Raw genomic sequence first — 12,017 nt, 5'->3', positions numbered from 1 at the left:
ATGTCCACTTCCGACGCTTCCACTTCCGCTTCCTCCGCCCGGTCGTTGCGCGGCGTGTTGCTGCTGCTCGCGACGATCGCCGGTGTCTCGGTCGCAAACATCTATTTCAACCAGCCGCTGCTCGATAACTTCCGCCAGTCGTTTCCGGGCAGCGCGTCATGGGTCGGCGCGGTGCCGGCCGTCACGCAGCTCGGCTACGCCGCCGGCATGCTGTTGCTCGCGCCGCTCGGCGATCGCTTCGACCGGCGTCTGCTGATCCTGCTGCAGATCGCCGGCATGTGCGTCGCGCTCGTCATTGCGGCGTCGGCACCGACGCTCGCGGTGCTGATCGTCACGAGTCTCGCGATCGGCGTGCTCGCGACGATCGCGCAACAGGCGGTGCCGTTTGCGGCCGAACTCGCGCCGCCGTCCGAGCGCGGCCACGCGGTCGGCACCGTGATGAGCGGCCTGCTGCTCGGCATTTTGCTCGCCCGGACCGCGGCGGGCATCGTCGCCGAATACTTCGGCTGGCGCGCGGTGTTTGGCGCATCCGTCGTCGCGCTGCTCGCACTCGCTGTCGTCATCGTTTTGCGTTTGCCGAAGAGTCAGCCCACCTCGACGTTGCCGTACGGCAAGCTGCTCGTGTCGATGTGGCACCTGGTAACCGAGCATCGCGCGCTGCGCGAGGCGTCGCTGACCGGTGCGGCGTTGTTCGGCGCGTTCAGCATTTTCTGGTCGGTGCTCGCGCTGCTGCTCGCGGGCGCGCCGTTTCATCTCGGGCCGCAGGCGGCAGGGCTGTTCGGTATCGTCGGCGCGGCCGGCGCGCTGGCCGCGCCGCTCGCCGGCAAGTTCGCCGACCGGCGTGGACCGCGCGCGATCATCACCGTGTCGCTCGTGCTGGTCGTGATCGCGTTCGTGATTTTCGGCGCGTCGGCGAAGAGCATCGCGGGCCTCGTGGTCGGCGTGATCATTCTCGACATCGGCGTGCAGGCCGCGCAGATTTCGAATCAGTCGCGCATCTACGCCTTGAAGCCCGATGCGCGCAGCCGCGTGAATACCGTCTACATGGTCGCGTATTTCATCGGCGGGGCGCTGGGCTCGGGTGTCGGCGCGATCGTGTGGCCGGTGTTCGGGTGGGTCGGCGTGACTATCGCGGGGATCGCGTTTGCCGGGCTCGGCGCGTGGAATCATTTGCGGTTGCCGGCGCGGGCTGGGCATTGATATCAGCCGGAGGATCGTCTGTAATGAACGACACGTGGCTCGATCTCGCTCGGTTCATCCGCGAAATGCGCACTCCCGCCGGGCTGCCTCTCGACGACAAGCTGACCCGTGACATGGATCTGTATCACGATCTGGATTGGGAGCCGGCGAAAATCGTCGAGGTGATGCAGGCATGGGCTGACCGCTTCCACGTGGACCTGCGCGATTTCGACGTCGCTTACCACGTTCCATCCGCCAACATGCGCAAGCGCGACATCGTCGTGGCCGCGTTGAAGTCCCCGTTCAGTTCCAGCGCGCGAGAATTGCTCGACGGACGTTCGCTTACCCTTGGGATGCTCGAAGAAGCGATGAAGCGCGGAGTGTGGAAACAGGACTAGAAACGCCAACTACGGTCGAGTCGTTACACCCCGCCACTCCTCCCCAACGCATACTCATGCAGCGCATCGAGCACGCGATCGAACTCGAACGATTTGTCGTAAAAGTGCCGCACGCCATACTGCTCGCAGCGCTCGCGGTACGCGGGCAACGCGTGATTGGTCAGCACCGCCGCGAACATCGAATCGATCAGCCCCTCGCGCTGCAGATACGCGAGCACCGGCACGCCCGAGCCCAGCTTCAGCTGCAAATCGACGATCACCGCGTCGAACGCTTCGTCGCCGAGCAGCGCGATCGCCTGATCGGCGGAATCGGCATAAGCGGCCACGCGCAGCAGGCCCGACGCATCGATCGCCTCCACCAGGCTGCGGCGGATCAGCGGCGAATCCTCGATCAGCAGCACGCGCAACGGCGCGCGGCTGGCTGACTCGGTAGCGGGGTTCGGTTCGCTGTTCATCGGGATATCTCGATCGTCCGTCAGTCGATCAGGCCATTCTTGATCGCGTAATACGTGAGGTCCGCGTTGTTCGCGAGACGCATCTTCTCGAGCACCCGCGCGCGATACGTGCTCACCGTTTTGACCGACAGATGCAGCTCTTCAGCAATCTCGGTCGGCAACCGGCCGGACGCGAGCTTGCAGAAGATCTGGAATTCGCGCTCCGACAGCGCTTCATGCGGACGCCCGGCGGCAGGCTTGTCGAGATTGTCGGCAAGCGTATCGGCGACCGCCTCCGACAGATAGCGATGCCCGCGCGCGACCGAGCGAATCGCGCGCACGATTTCTTCCGGCTCGCAGTCCTTGTTCAGATAGCCGCTCGCGCCCGCGCGCAGCAGATTGATCGCGTACTGGCTCTCGGGATAGCCCGATAGAATCAGCACGCCCTGCTCGGGACGCACCTGCTTGATCACACGCAACGTATCGATGCCGTTCTTGTCAGGCATCGCGATGTCGAGCAGCACGACGTCGAATGCCTGCTCGCGCACGAGGCCGATCGCTTCCTCGCCGGTGGCGGCCTCGGCGGCGACGCACATGTCCGGCTCGTCGGCGACGAACTGTCTGAATCCACCTCGAACGATCGCATGATCGTCAGCTATCAGCACTCGAATCATCGGTTGGGTTCCGTGCAAAGGGAGTCGCTCCGATGCGGACATGGTAATGATCCGGGGCCACGGCCGGACGCGCAATGCGAGGGCGGCTTCGCACCGCGGCTGCCGGCATTCCCGAGTTCGCCCGCGACCCGGTCCTTCGACGCCTCCCCTGTCGCCTGCTGCGCTACTCGCGCCCCGCGAGCAGATCCGCCATATCGTCGGCATGCTCTTCTTCGACCGCGAGAATCTCCTCGAACAGCCGGCGCGTGGTCACGTCCTTCTCGCCGAGATACCGTGCGATCTCGCGGTACGTGTCGATCGCGATGCGCTCCGCGATCAGGTTCTCGCGAATCATGTCGGTCAGATCGGTGCCTTCCTTGTATTCCGAATGCGCGCGTGCCTTGATGCCGTCCGGTGCGAAATCCGGTTCGCCGCCAAGCTGAACGATGCGCTCGGCGATGCGATCGGCGTGCTCCTGCTCCTCGGTTGCGTGCTCGGCAAATTCCCTCGCGACCGCTTCGGAATTGATGCCCTTCGCCATGAAGTAATGGCGCTTGTAGCGCAGCGTGCAGACGATCTCGGTGGCGAGCGCGTCGTTGAGCAGCTTGAGCACCGTCTCGCGATTCGCGCCATAGCTCTGCGTGACCGGACCATCCGACATATGCTTGCGCGCGTCCTCGCGGATCTTCGTGATGTCCATCACGAACGTGTCGCCAGATTGCTTCGTCATCGAACTTCTCCTTTATCCGGTATTGGGTGAATCGCGCATCAGCACGAATCGCGCCTGATGCGCCCAGGGTGGAATGACAGCGCGCTTCGAACGCGGGCGCCTCATCGGGGATTCAAACGCCGCGCGTTCACGCGCCTTGTTGACTACCTGTTCCTACATTGCGTACTTCGCTGCCTACCTCATGTTGCGTTCATCCGGCTCGCGCGGCTAGGTTCGAAACACGCCGAGCAGCAACGTGACCACGAACACGACGAGGAAGATGTAGAACAGGATCTTCGCGATTTCGGCCGCGCCGGCCGCGATGCCGGTGAAGCCGAACACGGCTGCGATGATCGCAATCACGAAGAAGACGATGGCATAGTGAAGCATGGCATTTCTCCCTTTTGTTGGCCTTCCAATCGACTACCAGCAAATCGCTCGCCTGCTGTGAGGGCGCGGCTTGCCGCCACCGCGATGGCCGCGCTAATCGATCATTTTCTTCGTCACGACGAAGCCCAGCACGAGGAACACCACGCACAGTACGACAAAGACGAAGAACAGGAACTTCGCGATCGCCGCTGCGCCGGCCGCGATGCCGGTGAAGCCGAGAAGACCGGCGATCACCGCGACGATCGCGAAGAACAGTGCCCACTTCAACATGATGGCTTCCTCCCGAAACATTGCATGAACGATCGGGTCCATGCTATCGATGCGCGGCGCCGCGCGCATTCCGACGCTCGCCGTTTTTCGTGTGAGAATCCGCTTACATTGGGTTACGACGACATTACGCGCGCGGCTTCGCGCGATGCCGGAGTCGATGCCCTCTTTCTGGAGCCGAAAGTGTCGAATCTGCAGAACCCGCCGGAACAAGCTGGCGCGCGCGCCACGGCGCGGCTCGCCGAGTGGATGCGCAATCGCAGCTGGGCGATCGCGATGACGGTGGCGATCGTGATCACGGTGGGAGGCCTCGTGATTCTGGAGACCGCGCGTCAGCGCATCACCGCCGAGTATGAGACCGCGCTTGAAGCGCGCGACGTCACCGTGCGACTAAGCACACTCGCGAGCGAGCTGTCGCGCCTCACCGCGCAACAAAACCAGTTTCTTCTGACGAAGGACGACGCATCCGCCCACGCGTTCTGCGCGAGCGCCGCGCGCATCCGCGACACCACCCAGCAGTTGGACCACTTCTATCGCGGCGGCCGCGCGGACAGCGCGGAACTCGCGAGCTTCACGCAGATTCTCGCGCTGATCGACGCGCGCATCGGCGCGGGCGCCGCCGCGATGCAGCACGCCGCGCCGCATCCGCTCGATCTCGGCGCATGCGGGAGCGCGAGCGACGTCAACCCGGCGGACGCGTCGTTGATCGACAGTACGCTCGCGCTGCTGCGCGACAACGAGGAGCGCCGCGCTCAGCACGCGCTGGCCGCGAGCCGCGCCGACCAGCGGCTGTCGACCCTGTGCGCGGCGGGTCTGTCGGCGCTGAACATCGTGCTGTTCATTCTGCTGTTTCGCAATCTCGGCATCCAGATCGACCGGCAGGCGCGCGCGCAGCGTCAGTTGATCACGCAGCAGGAGGAACTCGACCAGCTCGTCAACGAGCGCACGCGGCAGCTCGAAGCGCTCGGCTGGCATCTGCAGGCGGTCAGCGAAAACGAAAAGACCCAGCTCGCGCGCGAGTTGCACGACGAGCTCGGCGCGATTCTGACCGCATGCCGGATGGACGTCGCATGGGCGCGCCGCAAGCTGAAGGACAGCGAGCCGGACATCGCCGACAAGCTGCAGCGCGCGCTCGCCAATCTCGACCAGGGCATCGCCTTGAAGCGGCGCATCATCGAGGACATGCGGCCGACCGTGCTGGCCAATTTCGGGCTCGTTACCGCGCTGCGCACGCTCGCCGACGAAGCCGCGCAGCGCAACAACTGGACGCTCGAGCTGCACCTGCCCGCCGACGATATCCAGCTCGACGAGCAGACCGAAATCGCGCTGTTTCGGGTCGCGCAGGAATCGCTGACGAACGCCGCCAAGTACGCGCGGGCCTCGAAGGTCGGAATCGCATTGCGGGTCGGCGAGGGCGAGGTCGCGCTGCATATCGCGGACAACGGCGTCGGCATCATGCCAGCCGACCTGAAGCGCACACATACGCACGGCCTGCTCGGCATGCGTCAGCGCGTGGCCGCGCACGGCGGGCGCTTCGACATCCGCCGTGGCGCGCAAAACGGCACCGACATCGACGTCGTGATGCCGAGCGCGAGCACCGCGACGCCTTCGGTCGATCAGCCGCTGACCTCGCCGGCCACGCCGCCCACTTCGTCGCAAAGCCCCGTCTGACAGATGCTCGCCGCAGCGCCCCCAAGCCGTTGTAGGAGTGCGCCGACGCAAACACCGGAGCACGCCTACGACAAAATCGCGGCACGGCCGACAGCGCCGCCCCCGCCCTTTTTTTACCATGCAATCAGACCGGTTCGAAACCGGATCGAGATCTGATCGACTGGCATGGCCCCGGTCGGACGACATCAACCGATGCATTCTCGACAAGGAGAAGTTTCATGACTCGACTGATCGCTTTGCTTGTGCTCGCAGGAACTGCCATGCTTGTCACCGGCTGCAACACGATGGCGGGCGCTGGCGAAGATATTTCGAAGGGCGGCCACGCCATCACGAACGAGGCGGATAAGGCGAAATAAGCCGGCACATGGCAGCAGGATTTGCAAAGCCCGTCGCGGGATGCCGCTGCGGGCTTTTTTTTCGTGAATGATTGGGTGCTGGCTGGCACTCGACGCGACGCGTTTTCAGAACGCGATGAAACGGCACGGCGATCCGCGAGGGCGCGCAGCTGGCGGCAAGGCTTTGACAGCGGGCGCGCGGTTCGACGAGAACCGCGCCGCTATCAGGCGCTGCGCTTGTTCCGGTAATCGAACCAGAAAGACAGGCCGACGCTGATCAGAATCACGATCGTCGCGATTACCGTCGAGCGGGTGACCGGCTCGCCGAGCAGCAGCGCGCCCAGCGCGACCGCGACGACCGGATTCACGTACATGCAGCTGCTCGCGATGATCGGGCTCGTGTGGCGAATCAGATAACCGTAGGCGACGTACGCCGCCATCGTCCCAATCAACATCAGATACAGGAACGCGACGAGAGGCAGAAAATGCAGCTCGAGCATCCGCTCGCCCGACGCCCACGCGACCAGCGTCGACATCGCGCCGCCGAGGCCGATCTGCAGCGAGGTCGACAGAAACAGGTCCGACGGCAGCTTCAGTTGCCCGGCCAGATGCGCGCCGCCGGCCCAGAACAGCGCGCCGCACAGAATCGCGAGACTGCCGCCCGTCGAGCCCGGCGTGCTGTCGCCGTGACTCAGAATCACGATGCCGGCGAGCCCCAGCCCGACCGCGAACCATTCGCCGCGGCCGATCTTGCGTCCGGCGACGGCCGCGATCACGGTCGCGAACAGCGGCACGGTCGCGACCATCACGGCCGCGGTGCCGGTGCCGACCGTGCGCATGCCGTAGGCGAGCATGCCGCTCGACAGACCTACCAGCATGGTGCCGACGAGGCCGGCGTTGCGGATTTCGGCGAAGCTCGGCCAGATCGGCTTGCGGCGCGCGGCGAACACGAACAGACCGATGCCGGCGAACAGGTTGCGCAAGCCCGACATCAGCAGCGGCGGGAACGAGCCGAGCGCGACATGCACGCCGAGGTACGTCGAGCCCCACACCAGATAAACGACGGCAAGCGCGAGCGCGATCCGCCCGTTGCGCGACTGCGGCAGACGCAGCGGCCAGCCGCGCGGAGAAAAAGCTGAACGTTGCAGCGACATGCTTCAGTCCGCCGTCGCCACTCGACCCGCGCGATGCGCTCGATGCCCGCGAGGCGCCGAGCCTGCGTCGATGCCTTTCGGGCGGGATGGCGGGCACCGCATCGGCGATGCGGTCGGACGGGCGAGGCTGGCGGACATGTCGGTGGAACGGTAAGACGATGGGCGGCGCCGGAAGCGCCAGAAACGGCGGTGGCGGCGGCGTCGGTCAAAACGACACGATGCAACGCGGCCGGGCTGCGCGGCCGCAAGCGTGGCAAAGCCCCGGCGCGCACCGCATTATGCAGTAAGCGCCAAGAACGCCACGCGAGAGAATCGTAACTTTTGGGTTTCCTGCAACAGAAAAGCCGGGGACGCATCCCCGGCTTGCGGTGTCGGATCCGTTCGATGCGCGGCCGTGCATCGGCAGGATCGCTAAGCACGCTCGGCGCCGACTCAGTTGCCCATCGCGCCCGACGCCTCGTGCTTCATCGCGTCGCCGCCCTTTTTCATCGAGTCGTGCTTCATCGTGTCCTTTTTCATGCCGTCCTTCGACATGCTGTCTTTGGACATCGAATCTTTCGACATCGCATTCTTCGACATCTCACCGTTCGACATCGCGCCGCTCGCCTGCGCGAAGGCCGCGCCGCCGCTTGCCAGCATCAACAATGCGATCGTGGTAACTGCAATCTTCTTCATGGGATGACTCCTTGGTGGTGGATGAATCGAAGCCGGCGAGAGCCGGCGTGCTTCCGAAGCCGCTGCCGCAAGCGCGCGTGCGCCCGCATGCGTCAGGAGCCTCCGAACCAGTTGTAGCCCTGGTCGACCCAATAGCCGCCGGGATACGTGTTGGTGACGAATATTTCGACGATGTGCTTCGGATTCTTGTAGCCGAGCTTGGTCGGCATGCGCAGCTTCATCGGGTAGCCGTATTTCGCGGGCAGCCATTCGCCGTCGTAGGAAAACGTCAGCAGCGTTTGCGGATGCAAAGCGGTCGGCATGTCGATGCTTTCGTAGTAGTCGTCCGCGCATTTGAAGCCGACGTACTTCGCCGTCGTGTCCGCGCCGACGCGCCGCAGAAAATCGCCGAATGGCGTGCCGCCCCAGCGGCCGATCGCGCTCCAGCCTTCGACGCAGATATGTCGCGTGATCTGCTCGGCATGTGGCAGCGCGTACAGCTCGGGCAGCGTCCACACGCGCTGGCCGGTTACGAGACCGCTCAGCTTCAATTGATAATCTGAGCCGTCGACGTGCGGCACGTCGTCGATGCCGTAGTACGCGTTGAAGGGAAACGGCCGCGTGATCTGCGCTTCGGTGTAGGTCGGCGCGAGCTGCTTCGGATCGAACAGCGCGGCCTGCGCGCGATCGTTCAGCCGCGACACGGCGGTGAGAAAACGGTTCACGGAAGCGTCGTCGGTCAGCGAGCAGCCGGTCAGCATCGACAGGCCGCCGAGCGTCAAGAGCTGCTTGCCGAACAGGCGTCGCGACGGCATCGCCAGTTCGCGCTTCGCATCGAGCAGGATCGATGCGCGGTCGAGCTTGTGGCTAATACGCTGCGTGGATGGGTCCGCTGGTTTCTCTATCGGCTTGTTCATGATTCGGTATCCGTTTGGAATTCGCGTTGCGATTTCATGAGCGTGAGCATGCGCGTGGGCAGCCGCGGGCTCAACGTCCGCGCAACATCGCGAGCAACGAGCGCGGCACGAGCGCGACCATCGCCAGATGCACGGCGAGAAACGCGGCCAGCAGCGACATCGCGCTGAAGTGCACGATGCGCGCGTTGTCATAGCCGCCCATCAGTTCGCGCAGCAGCGGAAACTGCACCGACTTCCAGATCGCGAGCCCCGATAGCACGAGCACGATCAGATCGGCGATCGCGAACAGGTAGGCGAATTTCTGCACCGCGTTGTAGACGCGCAGATCGCCATGCGACAGCTTCCCGCGCAACGCGGCGACGAAATCGCGCAGTACCGCGCGCGGCGTCAGCGGCAGGAACTTGCGCACGAAACGCCCGCTCGCGAGATTCAGCGCGATATACATGAGGCCGTTGAACACCAGCAGCCACATCGCCGCGAAGTGCCATTGCAGCGCGCCGCCGAGCCAGCCGCCCAGCGTGATTGCGGTCGGGAAGCTGAACGCCGGGAAGATCGGCGACGCGTCGTAGATGCGCCAGCCCGACAGCATCATCACGATCGCGGCGAGCGCGTTCAGCCAATGCGTGATGCGCAGCCACAGCGGATGAATGGCGCCGCGCTTCGGCGCGGTGGGCGCGGTGGGTGCGCTGGGGCGCAAGGCGTGGGGTGTGGACATGGGGCTCTCCTCGAGCAGCGGTAGTGAATGCGGCGCGCGCGAGGTCGATCAACGGCACGCGGGAAGGTCGGTCGCTTGCAGCACGTCGCCGCTCGCGTCGCTTTCGACGAACGCGACCACGCCGAAGCGGCCGGCGGCGTTGGCGCTCGGATCGGCTTGCGCATCGACGCTCGCAGCGTGTACATCGATGTCCTGATGAATCCGCGCGTGACCGGAGACGAGCGGCACGGGCCCGAACCAGGCGCGCACGACGCGCTCGTGATGCAGCGTCGCGCCGCGGTTTTCGCCCGCGCCGACCTGCGTCGTCAGCGCGTTCTCGTAGATCGCGAGATAGGCGCTCAACGCACCCGTGGCGGCGGCTGCCGTCGTGCTGAACTGCGCATCGACATCGAACGCGCCGGGCGCACGCGGGCTCAGCGCAAGTGCGACGCTCGCCTGGGCGGGTTCGGCGACGAGCTCGTCGATGCGGCGCTCGAAACTGTCGCGTTGCGACCAGTCGCGCAGCTCGCGGCCCGCGACGAACACTTCCGGCGTATAGAGCGTGTGCGCGCCCGCGAGACGCGTCAGCGTCTGCTGACGTTCGGTGAAGCGATGCTGGGAAAAGCGGTCGGTCCAGCCGAGGCTGTTCCAGTAGTCGACGTGCAGCGCGAGCGGCACGATGCCGTGCGCGGCGCCGTCGCTTTTCCATTGACTGAGCCAGCGGTCGGCGGGCGGGCAGCTATCGCAGCCCTCGCTGCTGTACAGCTCGACGAGCGCGACGCGGTGCGCGGGGCTGTGCGTGGCGCATAGGGGCCCGGCCGCGTCGGCCGCACTGATGCCAGAACCGCTCAGCAGAAACAGCGCAAGGCCGACGGCGGGCGTCGAAAAAGTCGTAAAGCGCTGAAGTATCGAGCGATTGTGCGCGGTCGACATGACGTGCTCCGATCGTAATCTGCACGTTTGTCGAGCCGCGCGGCCGGTTATGACAAGCCTCTTTTAATTTTTTTCCGGCATGGGATGAGCCAGCCAAAGCTCGCCCGCGACTCAGTCGTAACTGACCACCACCGTCACGCGCGTGTCCGTATCGGTGCGCTTCGCGTTCAGCGACAGCACGCCGCCCGCGCGATCGACCGCGTAGTGGCCGTCGCGGGCCGTCGCGACACGCCCGGTGCCATCGACGAACCGCGCCGCCACCAGATCGCGCGACTGCGTGCCGCCGTTCACTTCGAGCGCGACATCGGCCCCGCTGACGACGCCCGGCGGCGCGCTGAATGTCACCGTGCGCGAAAAGCGCTGACCCGCCACGCTCGCGCTACCGACGGCGACGCCAATGGGCGCCGTATCCCCGCTGATCTGCATCGGCGGTGCAACGATCATCCCCACGAACCGGATCACGCCGCCCGTCACCGTCGATGCCGCCGGCGCCGCCAGCGGCGCGGCAAGCAATGCCACCACCGCGACTGTGCGACCGAACGTTCGCCACCGCCTGCTTTCCGCTTTCATGTGCACCTCTTTGTCAATCGGCGCGAGTCGCCTCGCGCCATTCACGCGCCATCCCGCGAATCGCTTCGCCGGAGTGCGGCCTTCGCTGCACTTTGTTTAACGGCAATCCTCTGACTGGCTTGAACGCAATGCGGACCACACCGCTTTCTTCTCGCACCGCACAAAAACGGTCAATCGACGGGCGCGACGTCGCAAACGGAGCTGCGTGAGACAGCGTGCTAACATCAAACTTTCGTCTCGCTGCTGCCGCGCGGCCTCACGCTTTGTCGCCCGGCACCTCTCGATCGCTTTTCCCCAATACCTGGTCGTTTTGCCCGTGACTTCTCTGCGTCGTCCGACTTTCCGTGCTCTCGCCCGCTTGCGGCCATGCCGCGCAGGCGAGTGCGCGCGCGCGGACGTCGCGTCGCACGGCCCCGGCGAGACGTCCCGAACGGTCCCGCTTCACGCCGCCCGGCGCCCTCGCTGACGCAGCCCGCCAATACCCAGGGCCGCGTCGCCGGGCACCGGGCTCTCCCATTCGTCCACTCATCCGCCGACCACCCCATGGGTCGTTGCACGCGGCCATCCATGACCGCCTTATCCGGAGTCCTGATGATGAAGAAGATCAAAACCTGCTACCTGACCGAACTCGACGTGACCCGCCTAGAAAAATACGCGGCCACCGACGCCAAGTTGCAGCACATGCTCGACGATGTGCTCGAACGCGCGGTGATCGTCGACTCGCACGACATCCCCGCCGACGTCGTCACGATGAACTCGCAAGCGACGCTGATCGACGCAGCGAGCGGCGAACAGATGACGTGGACCGTCGTCTATCCGCCCAACGCCGATTTCGCGCAAGGGCGCCTGAATGTGTTCTCGCCGGCTGGCCTCGCGCTGCTCGGCGCGCGCCGCGGCGAGAGCGTCCGCTTCACGCCACCCAGCGGCGATCAGAAAGTGCTCAAGCTCGACAAAATCCTGTATCAGCCTGAAGCCGCCGACGATTTTTCACTGTAAGGCGGCCGTTCCCTCGCTGTAAGTTGCCCTGTCTGATGCGGTCTCGAATCAAGCATAGGAGAT

Annotated in this window: 16 protein-coding genes; 5 read left to right on the top strand and 11 right to left on the bottom strand. The window is 65.1% G+C overall.

From position 1 onward, the window contains the following. The gene (locus OKW39_RS19115) at positions 1 to 1,200 is read left to right on the top strand and encodes an MFS transporter (protein ID WP_187610933.1); all 1,200 of its coding nucleotides are present in this window, start codon (positions 1 to 3) and stop codon (positions 1,198 to 1,200) included. 23 nt (positions 1,201 to 1,223) lie between these two features. Further along, positions 1,224 to 1,577, top strand: coding sequence for a DUF1493 family protein (locus OKW39_RS19110; RefSeq protein WP_429563250.1), 354 nt, complete (start codon positions 1,224 to 1,226; stop codon positions 1,575 to 1,577). A gap of 23 nt (positions 1,578 to 1,600) precedes the next feature. Here the strand turns inward: OKW39_RS19110 and OKW39_RS19105 are convergent, their stop codons facing one another. The 5 genes from OKW39_RS19105 to OKW39_RS19085 all read right to left on the bottom strand — a co-directional run bounded on the left by OKW39_RS19105 (position 1,601) and on the right by OKW39_RS19085 (position 4,033). Continuing rightward, entirely contained in the window at positions 1,601 to 2,032 is a 432-nt protein-coding gene (locus OKW39_RS19105; RefSeq protein ID WP_429363558.1) for a response regulator, read from the bottom strand. A 20-nt stretch (positions 2,033 to 2,052) separates the two neighbouring features. Next, on the bottom strand, positions 2,053 to 2,685 hold the full coding sequence (locus tag OKW39_RS19100) for a response regulator (protein WP_429563249.1): 633 nt from the start codon (positions 2,683 to 2,685) through the stop codon (positions 2,053 to 2,055). A 163-nt stretch (positions 2,686 to 2,848) separates the two neighbouring features. Continuing rightward, on the bottom strand, positions 2,849 to 3,394 hold the full coding sequence (locus tag OKW39_RS19095; protein ID WP_090800921.1) for a ferritin-like domain-containing protein: 546 nt from the start codon (positions 3,392 to 3,394) through the stop codon (positions 2,849 to 2,851). A 207-nt stretch (positions 3,395 to 3,601) separates the two neighbouring features. Beyond that, positions 3,602 to 3,763: a DUF1328 domain-containing protein gene (locus OKW39_RS19090; RefSeq protein ID WP_006052455.1), complete on the bottom strand. Its 162-nt coding sequence runs from the start codon at positions 3,761 to 3,763 to the stop codon at positions 3,602 to 3,604. 93 nt (positions 3,764 to 3,856) lie between these two features. Continuing rightward, on the bottom strand, positions 3,857 to 4,033 hold the full coding sequence (locus OKW39_RS19085) for a DUF1328 family protein (RefSeq protein ID WP_090805380.1): 177 nt from the start codon (positions 4,031 to 4,033) through the stop codon (positions 3,857 to 3,859). A 24-nt stretch (positions 4,034 to 4,057) separates the two neighbouring features. Between OKW39_RS19085 and OKW39_RS19080 the strand changes: the two genes are divergently transcribed. Beyond that, positions 4,058 to 5,701: a sensor histidine kinase gene (locus tag OKW39_RS19080; RefSeq protein ID WP_429563248.1), complete on the top strand. Its 1,644-nt coding sequence runs from the start codon at positions 4,058 to 4,060 to the stop codon at positions 5,699 to 5,701. Between the two features lie 218 nt (positions 5,702 to 5,919). Further along, entirely contained in the window at positions 5,920 to 6,057 is a 138-nt protein-coding gene (locus OKW39_RS19075) for an entericidin A/B family lipoprotein (protein ID WP_018421109.1), read from the top strand. A 203-nt stretch (positions 6,058 to 6,260) separates the two neighbouring features. Here the strand turns inward: OKW39_RS19075 and OKW39_RS19070 are convergent, their stop codons facing one another. From OKW39_RS19070 to OKW39_RS19045, 6 genes are all read right to left on the bottom strand, one after another. Beyond that, a complete protein-coding gene (locus tag OKW39_RS19070) occupies positions 6,261 to 7,190 on the bottom strand; it encodes an EamA family transporter (RefSeq protein WP_187610929.1) in 930 nt (309 codons plus the stop codon). A 432-nt stretch (positions 7,191 to 7,622) separates the two neighbouring features. After that, positions 7,623 to 7,865 (bottom strand): pentapeptide MXKDX repeat protein, encoded by a 243-nt coding sequence (locus OKW39_RS19065; protein ID WP_090800926.1) that lies wholly within the window; start codon positions 7,863 to 7,865, stop codon positions 7,623 to 7,625. A 92-nt stretch (positions 7,866 to 7,957) separates the two neighbouring features. Next, positions 7,958 to 8,761: a molybdopterin-dependent oxidoreductase gene (locus tag OKW39_RS19060; protein WP_429563247.1), complete on the bottom strand. Its 804-nt coding sequence runs from the start codon at positions 8,759 to 8,761 to the stop codon at positions 7,958 to 7,960. Between the two features lie 70 nt (positions 8,762 to 8,831). Continuing rightward, the gene (locus OKW39_RS19055; protein WP_429334925.1) at positions 8,832 to 9,476 is read right to left on the bottom strand and encodes a cytochrome b/b6 domain-containing protein; all 645 of its coding nucleotides are present in this window, start codon (positions 9,474 to 9,476) and stop codon (positions 8,832 to 8,834) included. Positions 9,477 to 9,524: 48 nt separating this feature from the next. Continuing rightward, a complete protein-coding gene (locus tag OKW39_RS19050) occupies positions 9,525 to 10,388 on the bottom strand; it encodes a DUF1223 domain-containing protein (RefSeq protein WP_184063773.1) in 864 nt (287 codons plus the stop codon). A gap of 111 nt (positions 10,389 to 10,499) precedes the next feature. Further along, positions 10,500 to 10,958, bottom strand: a complete 459-nt coding sequence (locus OKW39_RS19045) for a hypothetical protein (RefSeq protein ID WP_090805382.1) — start codon at positions 10,956 to 10,958, stop codon at positions 10,500 to 10,502. Between the two features lie 591 nt (positions 10,959 to 11,549). Here OKW39_RS19045 and OKW39_RS19040 point away from each other — a divergent pair. After that, complete coding sequence (locus OKW39_RS19040) at positions 11,550 to 11,954, top strand: GreA/GreB family elongation factor (RefSeq protein ID WP_090800934.1); 405 nt, start codon at positions 11,550 to 11,552, stop codon at positions 11,952 to 11,954. The last annotated feature ends 63 nt before the right edge of the window (positions 11,955 to 12,017 follow it).

The sequence above is a fragment of the Paraburkholderia sp. MM6662-R1 genome (assembly GCF_050436245.1).
Classification (GTDB): Bacteria; Pseudomonadota; Gammaproteobacteria; order Burkholderiales; family Burkholderiaceae; genus Paraburkholderia; species Paraburkholderia tuberum.
Note: the sequence above shows the minus strand (reverse complement) of the source record. Positions and strands in the feature narration are given on the sequence as shown.

Coding starts and splice junctions, on each gene's coding strand:
- OKW39_RS19110 (WP_429563250.1), top strand. CDS start 1,224: ATGAACGACACGTGGCTCGATCTCGCTCGGTTCATCCGCGAAATGCGC.
- OKW39_RS19050 (WP_184063773.1), bottom strand. CDS start 10,388: ATGTCGACCGCGCACAATCGCTCGATACTTCAGCGCTTTACGACTTTT.
- OKW39_RS19115 (WP_187610933.1), top strand. CDS start 1: ATGTCCACTTCCGACGCTTCCACTTCCGCTTCCTCCGCCCGGTCGTTG.
- OKW39_RS19070 (WP_187610929.1), bottom strand. CDS start 7,190: ATGTCGCTGCAACGTTCAGCTTTTTCTCCGCGCGGCTGGCCGCTGCGT.
- OKW39_RS19100 (WP_429563249.1), bottom strand. CDS start 2,685: ATGATTCGAGTGCTGATAGCTGACGATCATGCGATCGTTCGAGGTGGA.
- OKW39_RS19040 (WP_090800934.1), top strand. CDS start 11,550: ATGATGAAGAAGATCAAAACCTGCTACCTGACCGAACTCGACGTGACC.
- OKW39_RS19045 (WP_090805382.1), bottom strand. CDS start 10,958: ATGAAAGCGGAAAGCAGGCGGTGGCGAACGTTCGGTCGCACAGTCGCG.
- OKW39_RS19080 (WP_429563248.1), top strand. CDS start 4,058: ATGAACGATCGGGTCCATGCTATCGATGCGCGGCGCCGCGCGCATTCC.
- OKW39_RS19090 (WP_006052455.1), bottom strand. CDS start 3,763: ATGCTTCACTATGCCATCGTCTTCTTCGTGATTGCGATCATCGCAGCC.
- OKW39_RS19075 (WP_018421109.1), top strand. CDS start 5,920: ATGACTCGACTGATCGCTTTGCTTGTGCTCGCAGGAACTGCCATGCTT.
- OKW39_RS19065 (WP_090800926.1), bottom strand. CDS start 7,865: ATGAAGAAGATTGCAGTTACCACGATCGCATTGTTGATGCTGGCAAGC.
- OKW39_RS19105 (WP_429363558.1), bottom strand. CDS start 2,032: ATGAACAGCGAACCGAACCCCGCTACCGAGTCAGCCAGCCGCGCGCCG.
- OKW39_RS19095 (WP_090800921.1), bottom strand. CDS start 3,394: ATGACGAAGCAATCTGGCGACACGTTCGTGATGGACATCACGAAGATC.
- OKW39_RS19055 (WP_429334925.1), bottom strand. CDS start 9,476: ATGTCCACACCCCACGCCTTGCGCCCCAGCGCACCCACCGCGCCCACC.
- OKW39_RS19085 (WP_090805380.1), bottom strand. CDS start 4,033: ATGTTGAAGTGGGCACTGTTCTTCGCGATCGTCGCGGTGATCGCCGGT.
- OKW39_RS19060 (WP_429563247.1), bottom strand. CDS start 8,761: ATGAACAAGCCGATAGAGAAACCAGCGGACCCATCCACGCAGCGTATT.